Origin of the sequence: Idiomarina aquatica (genome assembly GCF_003987185.1) — a bacterium.
GTDB lineage: Bacteria > Pseudomonadota > Gammaproteobacteria > Enterobacterales > Alteromonadaceae > Idiomarina > Idiomarina aquatica.
The window spans coordinates 94,037-118,086 of sequence record NZ_PIPS01000005.1; the positions used below are offsets into that span (position 1 = coordinate 94,037).

Sequence of the window (24,050 nt, forward strand, 5' to 3'; positions counted from 1 at the left end):
ATTACTCCTTCTCCGAGTGAGCCGCTACGATACCAGCAGCCTGTTCGTCCAGGATGTGAACGATAGACTTGCTGCGACCTGCCACAATACTGTGAGCCAAAATCAATGGGATTGCTGCGATCAGACCCATAGCCGTTGTTACCAACGCCATTGAGATGTCGCCTGCCATGATTTTCGGATCACCGGTACCGAATAGTGTGATTGATTGGAAGGTACCAATCATACCAACTACCGTACCCAATAGACCTAATAACGGAGCGATAGCTGCAAAGATCTTAACAACGTTAATGCCGCTTTCGATCTTAGGCGTTTCTTTAAGAATCGCTTCGTCAAGTTTCAGTTCAAGGTTCTCAGCATCGCTGTTCTTGTTCGCATGATAAACTTTCAGGACACGACCCAGTGGGTTCTTGTCTGAAGGGTTATCGATGTTCTTAAGTTGCGAACGCATCTTGCCGCCAACAGCCGTCAATGTGACCAGCTTGTAAACTGCAATCAATAGACCGATGATCAGCACAACAGTGATGACATAACCTACCGTGCCACCTTGGTGATAACGCTCTTCAAGCGTTGCTTTCTGTGTTAACAGACCCAGGATTTGACCACGTGAAGGGTCGAGGTAAAGACCTGCATAACCTTCTGATGTACCAGTGAATTCGCTGTTTTGGCTAATAACATAACCTTCAGGCTGACGGCCTAATGGCTGAACCTGTTCAGTTGTGTCATTGTAAGTCAGGTATTCACCGTTCTGAGCGACTAAGTTGAATACACCAACACGAGTCACTTCTTTATTTTCAACACCGCCATCCAACTGGAATACGTCTGTGTTGTAAGTCACCACTTTGCCTGACTGGATCATTTCCGTCAGCAATGCCATCCAAAGCTCTTCAAGTTCAGGCAGTGTAGGCAATTCTTTTGCTTCTGCTAAACTTTCCAGAACGTCTTCACGACCTGGATATTGAGAGCTAACAATTGACGTCGCGATACGACCGATGGTTTCAGTCGCTGCACCACGAACAACACCGAACATTTCACCCAAAGTGCCTTTAGCATTTTCAAGTTCTTGTTCTTTGTTCGCCAATGTGATCTCGTTTTCAGAGAACTGGTTTTGCAGACGCTTACCACGAGCTTCTTCATCAGAAAGCTGCTTTTTCGCCTGGTTTAACAGCGCTTGCTTGTCAGCACGAGCCGCTGTGAATTCAGCTTCACGCTCGGCACTCAATTGACGCGAAGACACACGGTTTTTCTCAACCAGCTGCATCAGCTCTTCCAAGCTTTTCGCTTCTGTGTTGTCCTGCGCGTTAGCAGCGAGAGTCGTACCTGCAGAAAGGCTGACTGCTGCTGCAATCATTAACGATTTTACTAATTGTTTCATTCTGCACTCTCCGCTGCGAATACTGGAAGTTTCACAAGATCGAAAGCTGTTTGCTTACGAGACATACGAATCGCTGTCGTCAGAGGGTTAAGGTACTCATCTTCAAGCGCTGTCCACTCACCGGATTCGTTGTTGTAGATCCAGGCATTTTTCAAGTCCAGAGACTGTGCCAGGAATGCAACGCGACCCATGTGGAAGAAGTCAACAGCAACCTCTTGACCGTCAACATTCAGGTTACCCTGATACGAGATCAAACCTGAACCATAATCCAGTTCAGCCTGGTAGGCTTCGATGATCTGACGGAATTTTTCAGAGGTTGAAACGTTTGAGTTACCCATGATGTCTTGCAGACGGGCAACACGCTCCAGACGCTTCTCTTTTTGGATTGGTAAGTCAAGTTCGACAAACTCTTCCAGGGCGTCGATCATCTCGTACATCAATGGTACGACACCTTGTTTCGTTTCTTCGATACCATCGATTTGACGCTGCAGCGAGTCGATTGTTGCCTGCTGGTCAGCAACCAGTTTAGCAACGTGGTCGTTGTAGACCTTCAAGTTCTCGTACTCCGCAACAACTGAGCGATACTCGATCAGCAGATCCTGGCTTTGTTCAAACAGAGAGTTGATTTTCTCTTGAGATTGTTCTTGAGCCTTTAGAATCTTTTGCTCTTCGTTCTGTAGCTTCGCTACATCAACTTGCTGTGCAGCGGCAACGCCGGTGCCAGCAAACGCCATCACACCCATCAGGGTTGCAGCGAGTTTGGTTCTCTTGATTACTTTGGTCATAGTTCCCAACCAATTTTAATTAACTTCCGCTTCAACGCCGTTGATGGCGTGAAACACCAGTTTTGAGTGACGAAAAGATCAAATCCAATAGTTGCTTGCTTTAGCTGAACAAGCAATAACTCAAGAATATTCCCACGATGGCTATACGCTGTCAACCTGACGATGACCAGCGTCAACTGCGTTATAACAGCCGTGGGCTAGATGATACCCGAGTTTTTTATGCCAGCTAAAACAGCATTAGATAACATCCTGTCATCTCTATTTGGTAACATTCCAGTGTTAGTGTGGCACAAAAACCACCCACTTCTGGATACTGCTCCTACTCGCATAGTATCACTTTTTGATCGGCGGACAACAGCTCGTTACAAATTTCAACGTAATTTAAACATCTTTATTTCCAACTATGTTGAATGTAAAGATGACTTTGTTTCGTAGCAGCGCTCCGGTACTATAAAATACGGTTGAAATGTTAATAAAAGAAGCGATTAGCGCGTGCAACAATTGAGTAACATCTTGCAAAACTTAATGCAACAGGCGGAGCAATTGGATGCCGACAATCGTCGTCGCCACAAGCAATTGAGCGAACAATGGTTTGCGCATAGCCTTTTTAAATGTCGCTCTAATCTCGCGGTAGACTATGTTGCAGAAACCCAACGCTTGGCCACGCAGCTCGAGCACAGTAATAATGAACACATTCGGACGTTTATCGCCGAACAGATAAGCCAGCAGCTAACCGCATTATCAACCGCATTAAGGGGTAATCAATTACCGCTCGAAAAGCGTGATAGTCGTCTGCGTCAACAATCCCGCATCGCCGCGCTGCACCAAAAATTGGTGACTTACCGCGGCTACGAACAACGATTGCTTGATAACGTTAAAGCGTGCCGCGACCGTCACGATACACTGGCAGCGCAACAGCAGGAAAAACGCTTAAATCGTTGTCAGCAGGCTATCCAGGCATTGGAACAAGACATTCAGCGCTTAGAAGAGGGACGCTAGATGCCCGTACCTTTTATTTATCATCCACGCTACAGCGCGCTTGCATTGCCGCCGCGTCATCGCTACCCGATTCAGAAATATCAGTTGTTAAAAGCGTGGGCCGACGCACATGGTGCGCGCCGTTCGCAGTGGGTTCAGCCAGCGCCCATTAACTGGCAAACGGTGGCTACCATGCACGCCCCCCACTACATCGCCGAGCTCGCCAATAACCGGATGGATAAGCAACGCTGGCGGCGCATCGGTTTTCCCTGGTCTGAACAGTTACTACTGCGCACACTGACCTCCGCCGCCGGCACCATTCGTACCGCTCAACTGGCGTTAGAGGAAGGCTGTGCGATTCATTTTTCGGGTGGTTATCACCACGCCCATCACGACTGGGGCAGTGGCTTTTGTTTGATCAATGATTTGGCGCTCGCTGCCCGTGCGGTGCTTGACCAGCGCCCCTCCAGCAAGATCTTGATTTTTGATACTGATGTTCATCAGGGTGATGGCACAGCGACGTTATTTGCCAACGAGCCGCGGGTGACTACCTGTTCAATCCATGGGGCTAACAACTTTCCCTTTACCAAAGCGGTTTCAGATGTCGATATTGAGCTGCCTAAAGGCACCACCGATAACGATTACCTTGAAACCGTTGACCATGCGTTGCGAGCATTAATTGAGCGCGAGCAGCCTGATTTAATCCTTTATGACGCCGGTGTCGATATCTACCGCCAGGACGATCTGGGGCACTTGTCAATTAGCCTTAACGGTATTTTTGCCCGCGATTTTGGGGTGTTGAAGCTGGCCCGTGAACAGAATATCCCGCTCGCAGCCGTGATTGGCGGAGGCTATCAACGTAAGTTAGATCGATTAATAAGAGCCCATGCTCAATTATTAAGAGCGGCTTATGAAGTATGGAAAGCTTAAGAAATTGGGTGGCGACTCCACCAGCCACACCCCGGCACACACATCCCTGACTACGGCTGCTCCCTTCCGGGCCTGACCGGGTTCGCCAGTTAGCGTTGCGAGGGGACCCGCAGAGTCACCATAACGCTTACGAATAAGCGTGACTATTATCACTCACTCGCTCGGCAGATACAAGGTTTGTCTTTGTCTACCCTAGCCGAATGCCTACTTTTTCTGCAGCTTTGCCGCTATCGCCTCGCGTGCCTCAGCAGAACTGAGTGCTTTCGCAAAAAAGCCGGCTTCGTGACTGATGCGCTCGGCCACCGACTGCTGCGGGGCTTTCAGTAATTGTTTACTGGTTCGCAACGCCTGTCGTGACAGCGTGGTTAACTGCGTCAGCACCTGCTCGGTTCTGGCATCGAGTTGTTCCGCGCTGAGTACCTCATTCACCAAGCCTAACTGCTGCGCTTTATGGGCATTGAAGGTATCGCCCAGTAGCAACAATTCTGCCGCTTGCTGATGTCCGCAAAGACGCGGCAGTAATAAACTTGAGCCGGCCTCAGGCAACAGTCCCAGTTTGACAAAAGGTAAAGCAAATACCGCCTCATCGCTGGCATACACCAGGTCGCAGTGCAGTAATAACGTCGTACCAATGCCGATTGCAAGGCCATTGACTTTCGCTACGATAGGCACATTGACTTTATTCAGAGTCTGCAGAAATTTAAACGGCGGCGCGCTTTCGTCGAGATTCTCGATGGCGAGAAAATCATTGAGGTCATTGCCTGACGAAAAGCTATCACCGGTACTTTCAAACAGTACCGCTGAAATATCCTGATGTTGTTCGGCGTCGATTAACGCTTGCTCACAAGCACTATACATAGCCTGAGTGAAGGCGTTCTTTTTCTCCGGGCGGTTTAAACGAATGCGTGTAACACCATCTTGATGGGTCACCACAACGTGTTGTTCTGCCATAAAAAAACCTCGTTCGTAACTGGTTGTACCTGTTACGAACGAGGTTATCAGCTTTTCAGTCAGAGTTCACGCTTTTGCCAGGCCGCTGCCGTTTTTTCGTGTAATGGCACGATCATGTCGAGTGCAGAGAGATCGCCGGGCTCTAACTGCAGTTGATTATCACGCTTAGGAGTCACCCGATCACCCCACTGGATAAGACCGGCACCGCAGGTTAAACCACCACCAAATACGGCCGACATGATTTTATCACCCGGCTTAATGGTACCGTTATCTGCGGCTTCAGCAAAGGCAATCGGCAAGGTTGCGGAAGAGGTATTGCCGTAATTTTGGATATTGATTACGGTTTTTTCACTTGGCACTTTGCATAACTTGGCCAGATAGTCGATCAGCCGCTTGTTCGCCTGATGCGGAATCAACGCATCGATATCGTCCGTCGACAATCCTGTCTGAGCGAAGACATTTTCCACCGCCGCATTCATGCCTTTCACTGCGCGTTTAAAGATTTCCTGACCAACAAAGTCAAACTGCATAATGCCGTCAAAGCCGAAACGATCAAAACTAAGCCCGAAATCAAGGCTCAGCACGTCACGGGCTTCCGCATCACAACTGATATGACTGGCCAGTAAACCACATTCTTTGTCGGTGGCTTCCAACACCATCGCACCCGCACCGTCGCCAAACAGTACTGCACTCTCACGTTTGGTCCAGTCGAGAATTCTCGTCAGGCGTTCCGCTCCAATCAGCAGTACCCGCTGGTGTGCACCGGTTCTAATCGCCTGTGTCGCCATGTGCATACCATACAGAAAACTGCTGCAAGCGGCGTTCAAATCAAAGGCTGCGGCATCCTTGGCACCGATATCCCGCTGTACCGCGGAAGCGACATTCGGAATGATTTCATCCGGTGTACAAGTACCGACAATAATTAAATCAATACTGGCGGGATCCAAGTCAGCTGCGGCCAATGCGTTTTTGGCCGCAATCGTTGCCAGTTTTGAAGTGCCGACGTGGCTGACCCGGCGCTCAGAAATGCCCGTACGGGATACGATCCACTCATCTGAGGTATCAAGAAACGTCGCCAGGTCGTCGTTTGTCATAACAGCCGGAGGTAAACATTTCCCCCAACCGGTAATTTCTGCGTATTTTTTCACGGCTAAACCTTATTACTTCTGCAATTGGTTGCTTTTACACACATCGCGGCAGAAAAACCGAATGAAAGCATTTAAGCGCAACACCTTTTTACCGTATCATAGCACGAATGTTATTCAGTTGAATGATCATGTTCGAGGGAATCACAATGATCCGATCTGTTCTGTCAGCCATTGCACTTATCGCGGCGACCATCCTCGTCAGCGGCTGTCAAAGCCCACCGCAACCACTTATCATCGGCGCGGTTCAGGTGAACGACCCGCTCAATCAACCGGTTGCGCAAATTAGCGTCACCGATCAACGTCCGCACGCCTACCTTTATCGCATCACGCATGCCGAGGATAAAGCCGAATTTGCGCCGCCGCAGCAACCACTGACAGAAGTGATCTCGAACTCACTAACAAACCTGACGTCATCTCAGGCTGGCGAGCTTAGTTGGCAGATCAGCATTGACGAAGCCCTCATCGATGGTCAACTGGGTGCTTTTAATTATGAACTGCAACATACCATAGTACTGCGGGTCGAAGCACAACGAGAAAACCGTACCTACAGCAACAGCTATCGTGGTCGCTTGCAGTCAAAAGGTGTCGGTCGCCCGGATGAGGCGGTCGTTGAACGGGAGTTTTCACAACTTCTGCGTTCCGTGCTCGCGGACATCAGTAACGACCCAAAACTACGTAATCTTTAATCAGGAGGCACCATGCGTTTCATGTCGCTCGTTAAAACTATTGTGTTAAGTGGGCTGGTATTGGTCAGCGCAAGTTTCAACAGTCATGCACAGGTTCAGCCTGATAATCCTTTTCCACGGGTCGTATTCGTTACTTCCGCCGGCGATATCACCGTTGAGTTAAACCGGGAAGCGGCACCTTTGACGGTAGAAAACTTCTTTCGCTACGTCAAAAAGGCGCAATACAACGACACCATCTTTCACCGACTGGTGCCGGATTTCGTTTTGCAAGGCGGTGGGTACGACAAAGACTTCCAGGAAAAGCCAACCTTTGAAACCATCGTCAACGAATCGGGGAATGGTCTGCTGAATGAGTACGGTACCATCGCCATGGCTCGAGAGCGCGCGCCGCATACTGCCACTCGACAGTTCTTTTTTAACCTCAACGACAACAGCTCCTTGAACCCTGATAACGGCGATTGGGGTTATACGGTCTTTGGCCGTGTTGTTGAGGGCCTCGATGTGCTCGAAAAGCTGGCTCAACTGGAGTCGTTAGCTTATGACAAAGAAACCGGTTGGCGCGATGTGCCGGCACAACCACCGGTATTAAAGCGGATTGAAGTTGTACCGGCCAACTGATGGCTGTTAAACCGTCGTTCCGGGACGATCTGCGCGTTTATCTACAACCGCGGGTACTGGTGATTTTTATTCTTGGCATTGCCAGTGGTTTCCCGTGGGTCATGATCGGCTCGGCGTTATCAGCCTGGCTGCAGGAAGAAGGCCTGACCCGCTCTGTGATTGGCTATTTCGGTGCGGTTTTTGGGGCTTACTCAATTAACTTCCTGTGGTCCCCGCTCGTCGACTCAATAAAGATTCCCATACTGACCCGTTCGCTGGGTCAGCGCCGCAGTTGGATATTGTCCTGTCAGCTCATCATTGTCGCTGCTTGTTTTGCACTCTCGCAACTGCAGGTTAGCGAGCACTTACACTTGGTCGGTTTACTGGCGATGGCCATTGCCATCAGTTCGGCCACACAGGATATTGCCATCGACGCCTACCGCATCGAATCCTTTGCGGTAACCGAAGGTCGTTTGCAAAGTGCCGGTGCGGCGATGGCGACCGCCGGCTGGTGGACCGGCTATGCCGGCCTGGGCGCAATTCCCTTTTTTATCGTCGACAGCCAACAGTGGTACTGGCAGGACGCCTACGCCATCCTGGGCTTTATCATGTTGACCATTGCTGCCGTGGTTTTGGTTGTCCGCAAAGCCACCTACCACCAGCAAGATAGTGATGGGCAACTTGCCCACGCCGGGTTGCTAGGACGTCTCGAACACATTTTATTCGCCCCGATTAAAGAATTCTTTCAACGCAACGGCGTTAAATTCGCACTGTCCGTGTTGGTGTTCATTTTTCTGTTTAAAATTGGTGAAGCCTTTCTTGGCCGCATGTCGATTGTCTTTTATAAGGAAATTGGTTTTTCCAATGACCAAATCGGCACCTACTCGAAACTGGTAACCTGGTGGGTTACGATTTTGTTTGCCCTGCTTGGCAGCGCCGTTAATTTGCGCATGGGCATCGTCAAGGGTCTGCTGTTTGGCGGGCTGGCAATGGCCGCCTCCAATTTAATGTTCTCCTGGATTGCTCTGGTCGGCCCAAGTGAGCAGCTGTTTTTAAGTGCAGTCATTATCGATGGTTTTACCAGTGCCTGGTCGACCGTTGCGTTCGTCGCCTTTATCAGCCTGTTATGTAACCGTACGTTCACCGCCTCGCAGTATGCCTTGATGGCGTCACTTGGCACCCTCGGCCGCACCCTGCTATCGTCCTACAGCGGTGTGGTGGTTGATGCGCTCGACGGTAACTGGACGTTGTTCTTCCTATTAACAGCGGTCATGGTAATACCCAGCCTGCTGTTCCTGTGGCACATTCGTCATACCTTGACTCATCTTGAGAGCCTGCGCGATGACCGTTAAGCTCAACTGGCTGATCACCGGCCCCGGGGCCATTAGTGGCGTATTGGCGGCGGGACTGTTGCGCCAGCAGCAACAAGTTGCCTGGCTCAGTCGCCACACCCAGGAAGAAACCAGCGTCAACTGGACGCTGACTGAGAACGGCAAAGCGACCCGCTTTGTTACCCCGCTCTACCCTGATGCCCCGCCCCCCGATGCGGTGATTCTGGCGGTAAAGTCCTACGACCTTGCCGCCGCCTTAGAGCGGCTGGACGAGCTCCAAATCGCCACGGACTGCCCAATTATCATCAGTCACAATGGTATGTTGAGCGTCCACAGCGAGCGACCGCTGTTTCCGCTGATTACAACTCATGCTGCCAGCCGCGAAAACCACACCATTAGCCACAACGGCTATGGGGAAAGCTGGCTTGCCGCCCAGGCCATAAATCAGCCGCAGCCATTAGCGGGCGCTATTGGCGAAATACTGCAACAGAGCTTCCCGCCGCTGCACCTGGTTCATGATATTGAGCATCGACGCTGGCACAAATTGTTGATCAACTGCGTCATCAATCCACTCACCGCCATTTATCGGGTTGCCAACGGTGAACTGGCCGCGGCCCGCTTCAGCGATATAAAACAGCAGTTGATTGAGGAGTTTGTGCAGGTTGCCGCAGCGTGCGGGTATTCCTTTGATGCACACCAGGCTTCACAGGCTGTGGCAAAGGTGATTACGGCGACGGCAGCTAACCGTTCGTCGATGCTGGTGGATGTTGAACACCAGCGAACCACAGAAATTGATGCCATGAACGGCTTCATTGTTGAACAGGCACGTCAGCACCAGATCGATGTGCCGACGCATCGTGCAGTTACCGAGGCGGTAACTGCACTCCGTTAGCCAATGGCTTGGCACCGGCCGGGTTTTATTTGTCTTCGATAAAGTCCACGACTTCCAGACCAAAACCTGACAGCGCCGAGTAGCGCTTGGGCGAGCTCATCAAATGCATTTTGTGAATACCAAGATCGGCCAGGATTTGCGAGCCAACACCAACGTTACGCGATGCGTTTGACGCCGACGCAGTCGGTTTCTGCTCACCATGATCCTGCGCTTCAAATTCTTTGACCTGAGCGATGATGTCTTCCGGCGTCTGCTGACGTCCGATAATTACAAGGACGCCGTCATGCTCTGCCAGGTAGCGCATCGCCTTGTATATCGGCCAACTGCGCTTAGTGGCACGTTCAGTCAGCAAGGTATCATGGAAGGTATCTTGCAAATGCACACGCACATTGGTCGGTTTGTTCGGGTCAACCTCACCATGAACCAGCGCATGATGAACCTGTTGATCAATAGAATCCTGAAACGTAATCAGCGTGAATTCACCGGCACTGGTGGGTAAGCGGCATTCAGCCACGCGCTGAACGGTTTTTTCCTTCATCGAACGGTATTCGATGAGGTCGGCAATGGTGCCGATTTTTATGCCATGCTCAGCGGCAAATTTTTCCAAATCCGGACGACGCGCCATGGTGCCGTCTTCGTTCAGTACCTCGACAATCACTGAGGCAGGTTCAAAACCCGCTAAGCGCGCCAAATCACAACCCGCCTCGGTATGTCCGGCTCGGTTTAATACACCACCGGCTTTCGCTTTCAACGGAAAGATATGACCCGGCATGACTAAGTCTTCCGGTTTTGCGTCTTTGGCCACTGCATCTTTTACCGTTTTCGCACGATCGGCGGCGGATATGCCAGTGGTTACGCCCTCTGCGGCTTCGATCGAAACGGTGAAGTTGGTTGCATAAGGCGCGTTGTTTTTGTCCACCATCAGCGGCAAGTTTAACTGCTTACAACGCTCTTCCGTCAGCGTTAAGCAAATTAAACCGCGGCCAAAGCGCGCCATAAAATTAATGGCTTCCGGCGTCACGCAATCAGCGGCAATGATCAGATCGCCTTCATTTTCACGATCCTCATCATCCATCAGGATGACCATTTTACCCTGACGAATATCCTCAATTATTTCTTCGGTAGTGTGTAAGCCCATAGCTAACCTTTTACTGTTGATTCTGTGGAATACCGATAATCCGAGTATCCGGCCCCACTTGACGCCGATCGGTAATACGAATGCGCGGAGCTTGCGTCAGTGCAGTCAGTGACGTCAAATCAACCACGCCCCGGGCATCCGAACCAAGCAACTGATTGGATTGGTATAAATAAACTTCATTCACTAAACCTGCATCACAAAGCGCGCCAGCCAGTCGGGCACCGCACTCCGTCCAGATCAGATTAATCTCACGTAGCGCCAGCTCCAGCATCATGTCATGCAAATCCACGTTGCCATTCGCGGTACGCCGCACTATCACCTGGTGACAATGACTGTGGCGGCTGGCATCGGCTTCTTCATGACGAACCAGCCAGACCGGCCCGGGTTGTTCAAACAAAGCCAGTTGATCGTGAATACGGTTTTGTCCATCAATGATAATACGCACCGGTTGTTTGAGTGGATCCGGTAACGGCCTTGAGGCCGGCCACTGCTCGGCACGCACGGTTAAACGCGGATTATCAGCCAGTACCGTATCGGCACCGGTTAGAATCGCGTCGGCATGCGCCCGCCAATACTGCACGTCGGCACGCGCCTGCGGCGACGTGATCCACTGGCTTTCGCCGTTAGCCAATGCGGTGCGGGCATCCAGTGAAGCAGCCATTTTTAAACGCAACCAGGGTAACTGCGTGGTCATGCGGTGAATAAAACCCGGATTAAGTGCGCGTGCCGCTTGCTCCAGAATACCAACCTCTACGTCGATACCTGCTTCGCGTAAGCGGGCAATGCCCTTGCCCGCCACCTGCGGATTGGGATCTTCCATTGCCACCACCACCCGCGCAACTCCAGCATCAATCAACGCATTAACACAGGGCGGCGTGCGGCCAAAATGGCTGCAAGGTTCGAGCGTGACGTAAGCGGTAGCGCCTTTAGTTTGTCCAGCCGCTGCGGCTATCGCATGCACTTCCGCATGGGGTTGACCCGCACGCTGATGCCAGCCTTCGCCGATGATTTTTTGCTGCTGTGTGATGACACAACCGACCGCAGGGTTTGGGGCCGTCGTTAACATGCCCCGGCGACCGAGCTGCAACGCCCGGTGCATCATCTGATGATCAATGATTACTTGGGTAGGATCAGTCATTAAGACGGGCGATCTCCTCGCCAAATTCGCGGATGTCTTCGAATGAACGGTAAACCGAGGCAAAGCGCACATAGGCCACTTTATCGATTTGCTTTAAATTATCCATCACTTGATTACCGATGAAATCGCTACTGATTTCACGTTCACCGGTCGCCCGGATCGCTGATTTAATTTTGTTAATGGCTTGTTCCATCAGTTCCAGACTGACAGGGCGTTTTTCCAATGCCCGTAACAAGCCGTTACGCAATTTATCCTCGTTAAACGGTTCACGGCTGCCGTCGGATTTAATCACTCGCGGCATAATTAATTCGGCGGTTTCGAACGTGGTAAAACGCTCTTTGCAGTGATTACATTCGCGCCGACGGCGCACCGATGCGCCATCCGCCACCAATCGCGAATCAATCACTTTGGTGTCTTGGGTGCCACAAAAAGGACAATGCATCGATGCTCTCCGATTAACTTAACGATCCAATTCCGATCATACGTTATTGATACACTGGGAAGTTCGCACACAGGGCTTTCACCTGTTCGCGAACCTTCTCAATGGTTGCTTCGTTGTTAATGTCGTCTAACACGTCGCAAATCCAGTTCGCTACCTGTTCGGCTTCCGCTTCTTTGAAACCGCGGCGGGTAATCGCCGGCGTCCCCAGGCGCAGACCTGACGTCACAAACGGCGAACGTGGGTCATTAGGAACCGCGTTCTTGTTCACGGTAATAAAAGCACGGCCCAAGGCAGCATCGGCGTCTTTACCGGTAATGTCTTTGTCAATCAGGTCAACCAGGAACAAATGGTTCTGAGTACCGTTAGAGACAATTTTATAGCCACGGCTTTGCAGTGTTTTCACCATGGTGTTGGCGTTTTTCAGAACTTGTTCCTGATAAGCTTTAAATTCTGGCTGCAGCGCTTCTTTAAACGCAACCGCTTTAGCGGCGATGACGTGCATTAACGGGCCACCCTGGTTACCAGGGAACACCGCACTGTTTAATTTCTTGTGCAGCTTTTCATCATCTTTACCTGACAGGATCAACCCACTGCGCGGACCGGCAAGGGTTTTGTGCGTGGTTGTGGTCACCACGTCAGCGAATGGAATCGGGCTTGGGTAAACACCTGCCGCAACCAGACCCGCTACGTGTGCCATATCGACCAACAAGTAAGCCCCCACTTGATCGGCGATTTCACGGAAACGCTGCCAATCAACAATACCCGAGTAAGCCGAGAACCCGGCTACAATCACTTTAGGTTTGTGCTCTTGCGCCAGACGTTCAACTTCCGCATAGTCGATTTCGCCGGTTTCTTCCGATAAACCGTACTGCACCGCATTATAAAGTTTACCCGAGAAGTTAACGCCGGCACCGTGCGTCAAGTGACCACCGTGCGCCAGGCTCATACCAAGGAAGGTATCACCGGCTTCCATCAACGCCATGAACGCGGCCGTATTGGCTTGCGATCCCGAATGCGGTTGTACGTTCGCGTATTTCGCACCGAACAACGCTTTGGCGCGCTCAATGGCTAAATCTTCAACGATATCGACGTACTCGCAACCGCCGTAATAACGTTTGTGCGGATAGCCTTCGGCGTACTTGTTAGTAAGCTGGGAACCTTGAGCTTCCAGTACCCGCGGGCTGGTGTAGTTTTCTGAGGCGATCAGTTCGATGTGCTGTTCCTGACGCTCTACTTCCTTGCTCATTGCGTCCCACAGTTCAGCATCAAACTCGGCGATATTTTGTTGCGATTTTTGCATTACGGCTCCCACTTTACCTATTTGACTTGGGGCATACGCCCAGAGTGCCGCCATTTTAACCTAAAACCACCCGTAATGCCTAGTTTGTAACGACAAACAAATTTGGGCATTTGGGCCATTTGGCTTTAAACTATCGGCAACTCTTTAAACCAAATCAAGGATTGTTCGTCGCATGGCGCAATATATATATTCCATGTCACGGGTGAGCAAAGTTGTTCCCCCTAAAAAAACCATTCTAAAAGACATTTCACTGTCGTTTTTCCCAGGTGCCAAAATCGGTGTGTTAGGCCTCAACGGCGCCGGTAAATCAACGCTGCTGCGAATCATGGCCGGCGTCGATCAGGATTACGAAGGCGAAGCGCGCCCGTTAGCCGGTATTCAAATTGGTTACCTGCCGCAAGAGCCGCAACTGGATGAAGCCAAAACCGTTAAAGAAACCGTAGAAGAGGCCGTCGCTGACGTGAAACAGGCATTAACCCGCCTCGACGAAATCTACGCTGCTTACGCCGATGAAAACGCTGATTTTGATGCCCTGTCAAAAGAGCAAGGCGAATTGGAAGCGCTGTTGCAGGCCAAAGACGGCCACAACATCGATAACATCCTGGAACGCGCCGCGGACGCATTGCGCCTGCCGCCCTGGGACGCGAAAATTGGTAACCTCTCGGGGGGTGAACGTCGTCGTGTCGCCATTTGTCGCTTGCTGTTATCAAAACCGGACATGTTGTTGCTCGACGAACCGACCAACCACCTTGATGCCGAGTCAGTTGCCTGGTTAGAACGCTTCCTGCACGATTACAACGGTACCGTTGTGGCTATTACCCACGACCGTTATTTCCTCGATAATGTCGCCGGCTGGATTCTCGAACTTGACCGTGGCTACGGTATTCCGTGGGAAGGCAACTATTCCAGCTGGCTGGAACAAAAAGAGAAGCGTCTTGAACAGGAAGAACGCCAGGAGAAAGCTCGTCAACGCACCATCAAGCAGGAGCTGGAGTGGGTACGCACTAACCCGAAAGGCCGCCAGGCGAAGAGCAAGGCACGTCTTAACCGCTTTGAAGAGTTGCAAAGCGGCGACTACCAGAAACGCAACGAAACCAACGAACTCTTTATTCCACCGGGTCCGCGCCTGGGTGATAAAGTTATCGAAGTTAACGGCATCAGCAAAGGTTACGAGAACCGCCAGTTGATCGACAACCTGAGTTTCTCCGTTCCTAAAGGCGCGATTGTCGGTATTATCGGCCCGAACGGTGCCGGTAAATCAACCCTGTTCCGAATGATCAGTGGCCAGGAGCAGCCGGACAGCGGCTCTATTGAAATCGGTGAAACCGTCGAGTTAGCCAGTGTCGATCAGTTCCGTGACAACATGGATGACAGTAAAACCGTATTCCAGGAAATCACTGACGGCAATGACATCCTCAAAATTGGCAACTTCGAAGTTAACGGCCGCGCCTATGTCGGACGCTTTAACTTCCGCGGCACTGACCAACAAAAACGCATTGGCGAATTATCCGGTGGTGAACGCAACCGTGTGCACTTGGCCAAACTGTTACGCGCGGGCGGCAACGTTCTGTTACTCGATGAGCCAACCAACGATCTCGACGTTGAAACCTTGCGGGCATTAGAAGAGGCTATCCTCGAATTCCCGGGTTCCGTTATGGTTATCTCGCACGACCGTTGGTTCCTTGACCGTGTCGCAACGCACATTCTTGACTACCGTGATGAAGGTGAAGTGGTCTTCTACGAAGGTAACTACAGCGACTACGAAGCTTACATGAAAGACAAATTTGGTGAGCAGGCAATGGAACCTCACCGAATTAAATACAAGCCTATCGGTTAATCGGTTGCCGGCAGCGGTTGTGGTATCCAGGCCACACCGCTGCTGTCACAATACCACTGCGCCTGAATACCAAACGCAGTGGCTAAATGAGCGTCTGACAACACCGTTGCAGGCGCTCCTACTTCCAGCAATCTCCCCTCATGCAATAACACCAATTGATCACAATAACGTGCTGCTAAGCTCAGATCGTGCATACAGCACAGTACCAGTTGTCCCTGGCGCGCCTGTTGCTGCAGCAGTTGCAGGGTTTGTAACTGATGCTGAATGTCGAGTGCCGCCGTTGGCTCATCACAAAGTAATAATTTCGGCTGTCCAACCATCGCTCGAGCCAGCAACGCACGCTGTCGCTCGCCACCGGACAGGGTCGATAGCGGTCGTTCAGCCAGTTGCAACAAATCACAGGCCGTCAGGACATGCTGCAACTGCAGTTGCCGCTGGCGGCGACTAAGACGGTGGTGCAACAAGCCGATATCCACCAGTTCCCGTACCTTAATGTCCCATTGCGGCTGCTCATACTGGGGTAAGTAAGCCATCACTTGTGCGCGCTGTTCTGGCGCGAGCGAGGTGACGACAGTGCCGTCAATGCGCACTTCGCCGGCCGATGGTGTCAGTAACGCGGCAATCACTTGTAGCAGTGAGCTTTTGCCGGCTCCATTAGCCCCCACCAAACCGACCAGTTGCCCGGCGCTTAATTGCAGTTGCACCTGTTGCAAGCGTGGTCGGCGGATACCGGCCAGTGACAGCTGTTGAATACTCAGCACAGTACCCTGCTCCTTAATGATCGGTCACTCATAGAAACGACGTTGATAGCGATGAAACAACAGCGCCACCAATAATGGCACACCCACTAATGCGGCAACGATACCAATGGGTAATTCCCTGGCACCACTGATCAGCCGTGTAGCAATGTCCATCGCCAGCAGCAGCAAGGCACCAGCGGGTGCACTCAGCCACAACACCCGTTGCGGATGTTCCTGCCCTAATAATCTCACTAAATGCGGCGCCAACAGTCCAACAAAACCGATAATACCGACACTGACGACACTCCCGGCAACCAGCACAGCGACGGCCAGTAATACACCATTACGCTGGCTGACTAAGCGAAAACCCAGAGTAGCGACGGTCTGTTCCGATAGCGTTAAAGCGGTCAGCAACGTCCGTGTCCACCACAGCAACAGCGTGCCAATCAGTAAACAGGGTAATAGCAAGCCCAGGTGTGACCAACTGCGGTTCGCCAGGCTTCCCAGCGTCCACTGACTCCATTCCTGAAAGGCAAACGGATTGGGGGCCAGGTATAAGATCAACCCCATCGCGCTACCGGCTAACGACGACACCGCAACCCCGGCTAAAATAATCCGGTAGATGTCATGCTGCCGGCCGGCCAGCAACACCACCAGTAACAAACCAGCCAGACCACCGGCAACGGCCGCCAGCGGTAACCACCAGGAAAATGCCGCTAACCAGCCAAAATACAGTAACGTCACGGTCACCAGTGCCGACATCGACGACACGCCGATTAAGCCGGGCTCTGCCAACGGATTACGCAATAACAGCTGCAGTGCTGCACCGGCCAGGCCCAGCGCCATACCATTGGCCAATACCAATAGCCAACGCGGCAAACGAATGTCCATAACGATGGTGTACTGCAGATCGTTCAAGTCCAGCCAGTTAACCGTGGCGGCGCCCTGATTCAGATGCCAACCGCTTAATATCACGGCGAGTAGTATGAACAGCCAGCCCCAGCCGCGCGCCGTCACTGTCATTGTTCCGCTCCCAAACGTTCAAGATAGTTTCCGATATTAACCACTGGACATGCCGCCGTCGCGCTGTCAATGACCATGACCCGTTGTTGCTCCAACCAGCGTTGCATTAACGGATGCCGTTGCCATTGATTGGCCAGTGCAAACGTCTGCCCGCTAAATCCTTCCAGGATGACCCGATCCGGCTGCCATTGGATCAGTTGTTCCAATTGCAGGGCAACCAACCCCGAGCCCAACGTTGCTGTCTGGTTACGCCAGTTTAACCGTTCTATCAGGGCATTAGCCCAGGTGTTGCGTCCCCAGCTCCACTGGTTTGGCATCACCATAACCACGTCTTGTGGTTGCTGCGCCAGCCGTGTTAAGGCTTTCTCCGTTTCGTGCTGATGCTGCACGACCTGCTCCGTCAATCCCAGCTCAGCCAACTGCGCCAACCATTGCTGATACGCCGACCAGCTTTGCGGTTGAGGCAACACGGTGACCGGTACGTAGTCACGCAATCGTGCCACCAGCTTAGCATCGCTGAACTGAGTCGCGACCACCCGGTCAGGCTTTAGTGCCAGCACCGATTCGAGCGTGCCGTTATGGGTGGGTTTATCAATGTCCGCACCGCTCAGGTAAGTAATACCGGCTAACTGTTCAGGCGCCCAGCGTTGCAGCAGTTGGTCCACGCACTGATTCAGCGACACCCAGCGTTCATCAGCATGGGTTGGCAAGGCGATGCTGAACAGCAACACCACGGCGCTTAATAACCCGCTAAATCGCATCTAATGCTTCTTGCAGGTTTTTAACGCCGATTACGGTCATCCCCTCAGGCGCTTGCTTGGGTTTATTCGCCAGCGGCAGTATGGCTTTTTTAAAACCATGTTTGGCCGCCTCATTTAAGCGTTCCAGACCACTGGGAACGGGGCGAATTTCTCCGGCTAACCCCACTTCACCAAAGACAATTAAATCACGCGCCAGCGGCTCCCCCTTAAAGCTCGACACAATGGCCAACAGCAACGCCAAATCGGCCGAGGTTTCGGTGACCTTAACACCACCGACAACGTTCACAAACACATCCTGATCGGACACCTGTAATCCGCCATGGCGGTGCAATACCGCCAACAGCAACGCCAGCCGGGTAGCTTCCAACCCTACCGCCACGCGCCGTGGATTTGCCAACGCAGAATAATCAACCAGCGCCTGGATTTCGACCAGCAGTGGGCGAGTTCCTTCCCAAACGACCATGACCACAGAGCCATTGCCCTGCTCCTCGCCCCGTTGCAGGAAGATCGCAGAGGGGTTAGACACTTCTTTAAGACCGCTGCCGGTCATCGCGAAAACGCCCAGCTCGTTAACCGCGCCAAAGCGGTTCTTGGTGCCTCGTAACGTGCGGTAGCGGGAATCAGATGAGCCGTCCAGAATCACCGAGCAGTCGATACAATGCTCCAGCACTTTCGGACCCGCCAGGCTACCGTCTTTGGTGACATGACCGACCATGATGATGGCCACGCCGTGTTGTTTTGCATATCGAGTTAAGAAAGCTGCGGTTTCACGTACCTGTGAAACGCTGCCCGGCGCCGACGATATGTCGGCAAGGTGCATGACCTGAATGGAGTCAATCACCATTACTTCCGGCTTTTCCTGGTCCGCCAACTGACAAATGGTTTCGATCGACGTTTCGGCCAACATCCTGAGTTTATCGGTTGGTAATGACAACCGCTGAGCACGCATCGCCACCTGCTGCAGTGACTCTTCGCCGGTAACGTACAGCGTCTTTTTATTTTCGGCCAAGCGGCATAAGGTTTGTAGCAATAGAGTACTTTTCCCTGCCCCCGGCGAGCCGCCAATCAAAATCGCCGATCCCGGTACCACACCGCCGCCCAGCACCCGGTCAAACTCCTTAAATGTGGTACTGAAACGAGGTAGCTCTTCCAGCGAAACTTCGTTAAGGGTTTGCACCCGCGCCTGGGTTGCACCGGCAAAACCGCTGCGCTCAGCAACTCTGGGGTGAGCTTTCGGATTGCTCAAGCGCACTTCGCTGAGCGTGTTCCATGCCTTACATTCGGTGCACTGCCCCAACCAACGGGGAAAGTCTGCGCCGCATTCATTGCAGACATAAGCGGTTTTTGTTTTTGCCATGACTAGCCAACTCGTTCTATGATGCGTAATAAAGTCATCTATTATAAGAACAAAATACCATAATGCCGAATGACCATTTTGAGCAATTAATCGAACAGCTCAAACTCGTGGTAAATGAGCCGGACTTTGACAAAATCTTCCGCACCCTAACCGAGGGTGAGGACGGACCAACGCGCTTCCAGTTGAAAATGGAGTTGCGACGACTGGCATCGCCCTGTCTGCAGACCGTTGATTTGCGCAATCGCGTCAGCGGCCGTTGCCAACCCTATGAGTTCTTAGGCCGCAAACATTATCTGGATGACGTTGCCAAAGACATTTTCGAACGCGGTCTGAAAATCTATGGTGGCGTATTTACCCAAGATACCTTCGAACAAATTTTAAACGCCGAGAATAATAACCGGGTCATTCAGGAAAAAGAACGGGAGCAAGCATTACAGCGTAAAGCTCAGCATGCCGAACGGATAGCGACACGCGAGGAAATTCCGGAACACGACGACGTTCGTTCGCCTTACATCATCGATACTTTTCAGTTCGGTCAGTACCCGTATCGTGCCGAAGAGCGCATGAATTTTACCGTTGAAGTAACACTCAATGACGAATACGGCGACCAGAGACGAGCCATCACCAGTGATTTGTCGGTTACCGGTCTGCGCATTCGACTCGATGCCGCCTGGCAGAAGCAGGTCGGTGATGAGATTGATGTATACTTCACCGGCTTGGCACGTGAGTTCACTATTGATCCTGAAATGGCGGTGCCTTATACGATCGTTGCCATTGACCAACAGGGCGAAAAAACCTATTTCAGCCTTAATCGCAAGGCCGAGTTTACCTCGTCATCGTTGGACAGTTTTTTAAAACGATTCATTAATGGCTACAAAAAACGTTACCGGGTGAATATCGATAACACCTATCAAACCCTGATGAATAAGGGGCATGAACAATTTTTGATGCCGCGCCTGGGCGCTCTGCCAATCTATTTTTCCATACACAATAAGCAGCTACATGCTGATTACGTATTAACTACCGACAATAACCGGCACATCGTCGAAGACTGGATCAACGAACACAACCAGATTGCGCTGGGTTCGATATTTAATCCACGCCGATCACAGCATTTTCTCAAACGTTTGGCGGACACCCCTGGTGCGACGGCTACCATACTGACCTTCAGCATTACCGCACGAGGCAAAATTCATTATTATTCGGCGCTGGCTGAAGAGCTGATTAAAAATAATTTATGGCGCACCTTTGTAAACTTCGCGGCGCGCAAGTCATCCTTTCGTGTCTATCAGTTTAGACTGCGCAGTATTGACAGCAACAGCGCCTGGCAGCCACAAAGTGTGCCTTACGAAATGCAGATCCCTTTTCGTCTGCAGCCGCCGACGCCCAAAGTTAAACACGCCATCGAGCCATTAACTCACCTTGGCGTGCTAACCGATATCACCGAGTCGATGCGTCAGTTCGCCCACGACGACTACGATAAAGGCTTGGTTAAATCCTTGAAGGCATTTATGCATCCGCCATCGGTGCCCATCCGCACCAAAGACGTGCGACTGGAATTTGTCGATCTGCGCAAGGAGCAACGCTTTAGCTACCGCAGCCGCTGCCGTGTTCGGGTCGGAAAGTCCATTCGCGAAGGTATGGTTTTAGATTTATCGGTGCATGGATTAAAGCTTCAACTGGACGATGCCGTGGCCTTGCAAGCCGGTGAAGTGGCGCTGGTATCATTAACCGGGTTTGAAAAACATCACCGCAAATTTCAACTGCGCGACATCCCTTACCTGGTGGTAAACATCGACATCAGCCAGACGACAATTAACCTGAAAACGCCCGACTCATCAGAGAAACACGATGGCGCGCTGTTCTTCCGCTATCTGATTAAAGAACATCGTAACCAGTTAAAGCTACTGCATGAAAATACTTCATTAAATGGCCTGGAGCTGTGTTTACGTAACCTATACTGCGACGCTCCGCCGACCGTTCCCTTGTATTTTTATCAAAATAACAAACGCCAGGTGACGTTGCGCCGGGCCGGTCTTTCCCGCTGGCAGACCGCCTGGTTAACGCTGTTACAAGGTTTGCCCGGCAGTCGTGCCAGTAACCTAAATGTACAGCCACTGCTGCGTGGCGACAGTCTAACGACCATGCTGTTGCCGGAGTTACAAGGGCTGTCTCGCTCCGATCGCCCGCGACGCAAGCTGCTGTTACTGAAACTTTATCGTGAACAAGGCGAGGCCGTGCTAAGGACTGAATGGCATGCCGCCGATCAGTTTGATACCGCTGCGATCCTGTCGTTTATTGACCAGTGTCTGCCAGACGCCGTCTTTGTGGCCGTCGCCGTTGACCTCAGCAAAACCGGCCGTCCGGATATTCAGTTTGTGCAGGCGGAAATGAACTACCTATCGCAATACGCGGCTCATCGGGCGAATGAGCTAGAGGAAGAACTGTGGCAGGTTTATGGCATTGCTGACACTCAGGACGTTACCGATGATCTGCTGAAGTTTGCGGATATCAGCCTCGAACACATCCGCCAACAACAACAGCGATTAGCCCACTGGCTCAGCCTGTAACAGGCCCCGTTGCTGTAATAACGGTAACAGCAGGCTGAGGTCATTGTCGTCGATACAGATATCGGCAACTTCCTTCAACGTTGGTTTGGCACAAAATGCAACGCCAATATCAGCAGCTTGCAGCATGTCGCGGTCGTTCGCACCGTCTCCCACGGCGATGGTGCGGCCAGACTCAATCTGCCAACGACGTTTAAGGTCGATAACGGTTTGTGCCTTAAACCTTGCATCCACAATTTTGGTGCCTACCGTACCGGTTAGAACACCTTGCTGCTGCTCCAGCTCATTAGCCGCAAACCAGTCAAGTTGCAGTTGCGAAGCCACTTGTTCGGCAAACCAGGTAAAGCCTCCCGACACCAGCGCCGTTTTCCAGCCCTGCGCGCGCAAGGTTTGAATAAGCTGATGAACGCCCGGCGTAAACGGGATCGGGTCGAATAACGATTGAAACTGGCTGACAGACACGCCTTTAAGACAACTCACTCGTGCCCGCAGGCTTTGCTCGAAGTCAAGCTCGCCGCGCATTGCTCGCTCGGTAATTGCCGCAACCTCATCGCCTGCCCCTGTTAAAGAAGCAATTTCATCGATACACTCTATTTGAATTAGGGTAGAATCCATATCGAAGACTACTAATCCGGCGGCTGGGGTGTCGGCCATAATCGACTCCATCAAAAAGTTGGTGCTATGCTTAAAACGATGATTAACAGTGGACTGCAATCGGTACTAAACCCGAACACACAAACGCGGGCGTGGCTGCGATTGATCACCAAACGCATACTTCGCTTAGCCGTAGCGGCGGCGTTGCTATTGGTCATCCTTAATGTTTGGAATATTGCCAGTTTACAGTCACAACAGCAACTGGCTGAGCACACCCGGCAGTTGACGCAACTGACCTTGTCGCAATTTGAACATCAAGCAGTGCAAGCCATCCAACAACAACAGAATGAGGCGTTGGTGGCTGCCGCACAGCATCTTCAACAACATCATGCGGTGGTGTCGGTGGTGGTACGCAATCCTTACGGCGAGGTTCTGGTAACCCAGGGCAATTATGACAGTGTGATCGACTGGCCTGACGATGCCCCGGCAAAGCCCTGGATAATGACCCGGGAACTGACCGACAACGGTACAACCGCGGGTTACCTGCAAGTGATTTTTGACGAAAATAAGCTGATGACGATCAGCGCCAGCGCACACGATGGTCTGATGCAACAGGGTCAAGTACTGCTGTTACTGGCGATGCTGGCCGGGGTTTTCATCATGCTTGGTTTTAATCGCATCCGCGATCGGTTCTGGCAACAACGCAGCTCAGCGGTTAAGCCCGAACAACGCTAAGCTATTACGATACGTTCGTTCTGCAACGTCTTTTTCGCTGAGTGACGTTATGCTGGCCAATGCGCTCAGCACCTGCCGTAATCGCGCCGGTTCATTGCGTTCACCCTGATGCCCACACACTGGCATATCGGGGCAGTCTGTTTCTAGTACCATGGCGTCCAATGGCAGCCTTGCCACCGCATCCCGTGTTTTTTTTGCGCGTGGATAGGTGATGGTGCCGCCAATGCCCAGAAAATAACCTTGTTCGACCCAGGCCTTGCCCTGCTCGTAACTACCGGAGAAGGCGTGCACAACGCCACGCTGCGGCCCTGATTCGCGCACCATTTTCAGCAGCTTATCAAGCGTTTTGCGATGATGCAGTATAACCGGCAGTTGGTGTTCTCTGGCCAAGCGAAGCTGTTCTCGTAACAGCTGTTGCTGCCGCTCCATATGACCGCACTCTGCATCAAGACCAATTTCGCCTATCGCGCGCAGCCTGCCATCACTACCATGCTCCAACAACTGTTGTTTCAGTGCTTCGAGGTGCTCGGGCTGGTGCTTTTCGATAAAGTATGGGTGCAGGCCGAAACTGTAATAGGCAGAGCCAATTTCCAACGCCACCCGGGGCAGTTGTGCCCATTGCTCGCACGTCACGCCAAGTAGCATAAATTGCTCGATACCCTGTGCTCTGGCACGCTCTACCACTTCGTGCCGGTCGCGGTTAAACACCTCAAAGTCGAGATGGCAGTGGGTATCGAACAGTTGCATC

At 51.8% G+C, this 24,050-nt stretch carries 23 protein-coding genes and 1 other RNA gene; 9 read left to right on the top strand and 15 right to left on the bottom strand.

From position 1 onward, the window contains the following. Position 1 precedes the first annotated feature (1 nt). Both CWE23_RS12965 and CWE23_RS12970 read right to left on the bottom strand, forming a co-directional pair. On the bottom strand, positions 2 to 1,372 hold the full coding sequence (locus CWE23_RS12965) for a MotA/TolQ/ExbB proton channel family protein (protein ID WP_126820463.1): 1,371 nt from the start codon (positions 1,370 to 1,372) through the stop codon (positions 2 to 4). Further along, complete coding sequence (locus tag CWE23_RS12970) at positions 1,369 to 2,157, bottom strand: DUF3450 domain-containing protein (RefSeq protein ID WP_105306907.1); 789 nt, start codon at positions 2,155 to 2,157, stop codon at positions 1,369 to 1,371. Before CWE23_RS12970 ends, CWE23_RS12965 begins: the two co-directional genes overlap by 4 nt. A gap of 492 nt (positions 2,158 to 2,649) precedes the next feature. Between CWE23_RS12970 and priC the strand changes: the two genes are divergently transcribed. Beyond that, positions 2,650 to 3,156 (top strand): primosomal replication protein PriC, encoded by a 507-nt coding sequence (priC, locus tag CWE23_RS12975; RefSeq protein ID WP_126820464.1) that lies wholly within the window; start codon positions 2,650 to 2,652, stop codon positions 3,154 to 3,156. Next, complete coding sequence (locus tag CWE23_RS12980; RefSeq protein ID WP_105306910.1) at positions 3,157 to 4,065, top strand: histone deacetylase family protein; 909 nt, start codon at positions 3,157 to 3,159, stop codon at positions 4,063 to 4,065. A gap of 15 nt (positions 4,066 to 4,080) precedes the next feature. Here the strand turns inward: CWE23_RS12980 and ffs are convergent. The 3 genes from ffs to CWE23_RS12995 form a co-directional block, all read right to left on the bottom strand. Further along, positions 4,081 to 4,177: signal recognition particle sRNA small type (gene ffs / locus CWE23_RS12985), an RNA gene on the bottom strand. Positions 4,178 to 4,269: 92 nt separating this feature from the next. Further along, positions 4,270 to 5,016 carry an enoyl-CoA hydratase-related protein gene (locus CWE23_RS12990; protein ID WP_105306911.1) on the bottom strand — a complete coding sequence of 249 codons (747 nt, stop codon included), beginning with the start codon at positions 5,014 to 5,016 and terminating at the stop codon, positions 4,270 to 4,272. A 59-nt stretch (positions 5,017 to 5,075) separates the two neighbouring features. After that, positions 5,076 to 6,164: a ketoacyl-ACP synthase III gene (locus tag CWE23_RS12995; RefSeq protein ID WP_105306912.1), complete on the bottom strand. Its 1,089-nt coding sequence runs from the start codon at positions 6,162 to 6,164 to the stop codon at positions 5,076 to 5,078. A 146-nt stretch (positions 6,165 to 6,310) separates the two neighbouring features. On the opposite strand from CWE23_RS12995, the gene CWE23_RS13000 reads away from it, so the two are divergent. From CWE23_RS13000 to CWE23_RS13015, 4 genes are read left to right on the top strand one after another with little or no spacing between them, the layout of a single operon-like run. Next, the gene (locus CWE23_RS13000; protein WP_157982932.1) at positions 6,311 to 6,850 is read left to right on the top strand and encodes a YajG family lipoprotein; all 540 of its coding nucleotides are present in this window, start codon (positions 6,311 to 6,313) and stop codon (positions 6,848 to 6,850) included. A gap of 21 nt (positions 6,851 to 6,871) precedes the next feature. Further along, positions 6,872 to 7,468 carry a peptidylprolyl isomerase gene (locus CWE23_RS13005; protein ID WP_105307774.1) on the top strand — a complete coding sequence of 199 codons (597 nt, stop codon included), beginning with the start codon at positions 6,872 to 6,874 and terminating at the stop codon, positions 7,466 to 7,468. Further along, the gene (locus CWE23_RS13010) at positions 7,468 to 8,799 is read left to right on the top strand and encodes an AmpG family muropeptide MFS transporter (RefSeq protein ID WP_198678845.1); all 1,332 of its coding nucleotides are present in this window, start codon (positions 7,468 to 7,470) and stop codon (positions 8,797 to 8,799) included. Before CWE23_RS13005 ends, CWE23_RS13010 begins: the two co-directional genes overlap by 1 nt. Further along, positions 8,789 to 9,670: a ketopantoate reductase family protein gene (locus tag CWE23_RS13015; RefSeq protein ID WP_126820467.1), complete on the top strand. Its 882-nt coding sequence runs from the start codon at positions 8,789 to 8,791 to the stop codon at positions 9,668 to 9,670. The genes CWE23_RS13010 and CWE23_RS13015 overlap by 11 nt, the downstream gene beginning before the upstream one ends. A gap of 25 nt (positions 9,671 to 9,695) precedes the next feature. Here the strand turns inward: CWE23_RS13015 and ribBA are convergent, their stop codons facing one another. Genes ribBA through glyA form a run of 4 tightly spaced genes read right to left on the bottom strand, consistent with a single transcriptional unit; the run spans position 9,696 to position 13,688 of the window. Next, positions 9,696 to 10,808: a bifunctional 3,4-dihydroxy-2-butanone-4-phosphate synthase/GTP cyclohydrolase II gene (gene ribBA, locus CWE23_RS13020; RefSeq protein ID WP_105306916.1), complete on the bottom strand. Its 1,113-nt coding sequence runs from the start codon at positions 10,806 to 10,808 to the stop codon at positions 9,696 to 9,698. Between the two features lie 10 nt (positions 10,809 to 10,818). Then, the gene (gene ribD / locus CWE23_RS13025; protein ID WP_105306917.1) at positions 10,819 to 11,946 is read right to left on the bottom strand and encodes a bifunctional diaminohydroxyphosphoribosylaminopyrimidine deaminase/5-amino-6-(5-phosphoribosylamino)uracil reductase RibD; all 1,128 of its coding nucleotides are present in this window, start codon (positions 11,944 to 11,946) and stop codon (positions 10,819 to 10,821) included. Then, positions 11,939 to 12,388, bottom strand: coding sequence for a transcriptional regulator NrdR (gene nrdR, locus CWE23_RS13030; RefSeq protein WP_105306918.1), 450 nt, complete (start codon positions 12,386 to 12,388; stop codon positions 11,939 to 11,941). Before nrdR ends, ribD begins: the two co-directional genes overlap by 8 nt. 43 nt (positions 12,389 to 12,431) lie before the next feature. Next, a complete protein-coding gene (glyA, locus tag CWE23_RS13035; protein ID WP_105306919.1) occupies positions 12,432 to 13,688 on the bottom strand; it encodes a serine hydroxymethyltransferase in 1,257 nt (418 codons plus the stop codon). A 172-nt stretch (positions 13,689 to 13,860) separates the two neighbouring features. Between glyA and ettA the strand changes: the two genes are divergently transcribed. Next, a complete protein-coding gene (gene ettA, locus CWE23_RS13040) occupies positions 13,861 to 15,525 on the top strand; it encodes an energy-dependent translational throttle protein EttA (RefSeq protein WP_105306920.1) in 1,665 nt (554 codons plus the stop codon). Here ettA and CWE23_RS13045 read toward each other — a convergent pair. The 4 genes from CWE23_RS13045 to radA are packed head-to-tail and all read right to left on the bottom strand — an operon-like array spanning position 15,522 to position 19,406. Continuing rightward, on the bottom strand, positions 15,522 to 16,286 hold the full coding sequence (locus CWE23_RS13045) for an ABC transporter ATP-binding protein (RefSeq protein ID WP_157982933.1): 765 nt from the start codon (positions 16,284 to 16,286) through the stop codon (positions 15,522 to 15,524). The two genes, ettA and CWE23_RS13045, sit on opposite strands and share 4 nt — an antisense overlap. A gap of 24 nt (positions 16,287 to 16,310) precedes the next feature. Next, positions 16,311 to 17,288 carry a FecCD family ABC transporter permease gene (locus CWE23_RS13050; protein WP_126820469.1) on the bottom strand — a complete coding sequence of 326 codons (978 nt, stop codon included), beginning with the start codon at positions 17,286 to 17,288 and terminating at the stop codon, positions 16,311 to 16,313. Continuing rightward, entirely contained in the window at positions 17,285 to 18,049 is a 765-nt protein-coding gene (locus CWE23_RS13055; protein WP_105306923.1) for an ABC transporter substrate-binding protein, read from the bottom strand. Before CWE23_RS13055 ends, CWE23_RS13050 begins: the two co-directional genes overlap by 4 nt. Further along, a complete protein-coding gene (radA, locus tag CWE23_RS13060; protein ID WP_105306924.1) occupies positions 18,039 to 19,406 on the bottom strand; it encodes a DNA repair protein RadA in 1,368 nt (455 codons plus the stop codon). The genes CWE23_RS13055 and radA overlap by 11 nt, the downstream gene beginning before the upstream one ends. Positions 19,407 to 19,468: 62 nt before the next feature. Between radA and CWE23_RS13065 the strand changes: the two genes are divergently transcribed. Further along, the gene (locus tag CWE23_RS13065) at positions 19,469 to 21,976 is read left to right on the top strand and encodes a PilZ domain-containing protein (protein ID WP_126820470.1); all 2,508 of its coding nucleotides are present in this window, start codon (positions 19,469 to 19,471) and stop codon (positions 21,974 to 21,976) included. Here CWE23_RS13065 and serB read toward each other — a convergent pair. Beyond that, positions 21,953 to 22,627, bottom strand: a complete 675-nt coding sequence (serB, locus tag CWE23_RS13070) for a phosphoserine phosphatase SerB (protein WP_126820471.1) — start codon at positions 22,625 to 22,627, stop codon at positions 21,953 to 21,955. The two genes, CWE23_RS13065 and serB, sit on opposite strands and share 24 nt — an antisense overlap. A 27-nt stretch (positions 22,628 to 22,654) precedes the next feature. Here serB and CWE23_RS13075 point away from each other — a divergent pair, with 27 nt between their 5' ends. After that, positions 22,655 to 23,302 carry a hypothetical protein gene (locus CWE23_RS13075; RefSeq protein WP_241970648.1) on the top strand — a complete coding sequence of 216 codons (648 nt, stop codon included), beginning with the start codon at positions 22,655 to 22,657 and terminating at the stop codon, positions 23,300 to 23,302. On the opposite strand, the gene CWE23_RS13080 is transcribed toward CWE23_RS13075, so the two are convergent. Continuing rightward, on the bottom strand, positions 23,276 to 24,049 hold the full coding sequence (locus tag CWE23_RS13080; protein WP_126820472.1) for a TatD family hydrolase: 774 nt from the start codon (positions 24,047 to 24,049) through the stop codon (positions 23,276 to 23,278). The two genes, CWE23_RS13075 and CWE23_RS13080, sit on opposite strands and share 27 nt — an antisense overlap. Position 24,050 lies beyond the last annotated feature (1 nt).

What these genes read in the sequence shown, in the direction of transcription:
- nrdR (WP_105306918.1), bottom strand. Translation starts at nt 12,388, where the DNA reads ATGCATTGTCCTTTTTGTGGCACCCAAGACACCAAAGTGATTGATTCG.
- glyA (WP_105306919.1), bottom strand. Translation starts at nt 13,688, where the DNA reads ATGCAAAAATCGCAACAAAATATCGCCGAGTTTGATGCTGAACTGTGG.
- ettA (WP_105306920.1), top strand. Translation starts at nt 13,861, where the DNA reads ATGGCGCAATATATATATTCCATGTCACGGGTGAGCAAAGTTGTTCCC.
- CWE23_RS12990 (WP_105306911.1), bottom strand. Translation starts at nt 5,016, where the DNA reads ATGGCAGAACAACACGTTGTGGTGACCCATCAAGATGGTGTTACACGC.
- CWE23_RS13075 (WP_241970648.1), top strand. Translation starts at nt 22,655, where the DNA reads ATGCTTAAAACGATGATTAACAGTGGACTGCAATCGGTACTAAACCCG.
- CWE23_RS12965 (WP_126820463.1), bottom strand. Translation starts at nt 1,372, where the DNA reads ATGAAACAATTAGTAAAATCGTTAATGATTGCAGCAGCAGTCAGCCTT.
- serB (WP_126820471.1), bottom strand. Translation starts at nt 22,627, where the DNA reads ATGGCCGACACCCCAGCCGCCGGATTAGTAGTCTTCGATATGGATTCT.
- CWE23_RS13005 (WP_105307774.1), top strand. Translation starts at nt 6,872, where the DNA reads ATGTCGCTCGTTAAAACTATTGTGTTAAGTGGGCTGGTATTGGTCAGC.
- CWE23_RS13050 (WP_126820469.1), bottom strand. Translation starts at nt 17,288, where the DNA reads ATGACAGTGACGGCGCGCGGCTGGGGCTGGCTGTTCATACTACTCGCC.
- CWE23_RS13065 (WP_126820470.1), top strand. Translation starts at nt 19,469, where the DNA reads ATGCCGAATGACCATTTTGAGCAATTAATCGAACAGCTCAAACTCGTG.
- CWE23_RS13000 (WP_157982932.1), top strand. Translation starts at nt 6,311, where the DNA reads ATGATCCGATCTGTTCTGTCAGCCATTGCACTTATCGCGGCGACCATC.
- ribBA (WP_105306916.1), bottom strand. Translation starts at nt 10,808, where the DNA reads ATGGGCTTACACACTACCGAAGAAATAATTGAGGATATTCGTCAGGGT.
- CWE23_RS13080 (WP_126820472.1), bottom strand. Translation starts at nt 24,049, where the DNA reads ATGCAACTGTTCGATACCCACTGCCATCTCGACTTTGAGGTGTTTAAC.
- CWE23_RS13010 (WP_198678845.1), top strand. Translation starts at nt 7,468, where the DNA reads ATGGCTGTTAAACCGTCGTTCCGGGACGATCTGCGCGTTTATCTACAA.
- CWE23_RS13015 (WP_126820467.1), top strand. Translation starts at nt 8,789, where the DNA reads ATGACCGTTAAGCTCAACTGGCTGATCACCGGCCCCGGGGCCATTAGT.
- radA (WP_105306924.1), bottom strand. Translation starts at nt 19,406, where the DNA reads ATGGCAAAAACAAAAACCGCTTATGTCTGCAATGAATGCGGCGCAGAC.
- CWE23_RS13055 (WP_105306923.1), bottom strand. Translation starts at nt 18,049, where the DNA reads ATGCGATTTAGCGGGTTATTAAGCGCCGTGGTGTTGCTGTTCAGCATC.
- CWE23_RS12980 (WP_105306910.1), top strand. Translation starts at nt 3,157, where the DNA reads ATGCCCGTACCTTTTATTTATCATCCACGCTACAGCGCGCTTGCATTG.
- ribD (WP_105306917.1), bottom strand. Translation starts at nt 11,946, where the DNA reads ATGACTGATCCTACCCAAGTAATCATTGATCATCAGATGATGCACCGG.
- CWE23_RS12970 (WP_105306907.1), bottom strand. Translation starts at nt 2,157, where the DNA reads ATGACCAAAGTAATCAAGAGAACCAAACTCGCTGCAACCCTGATGGGT.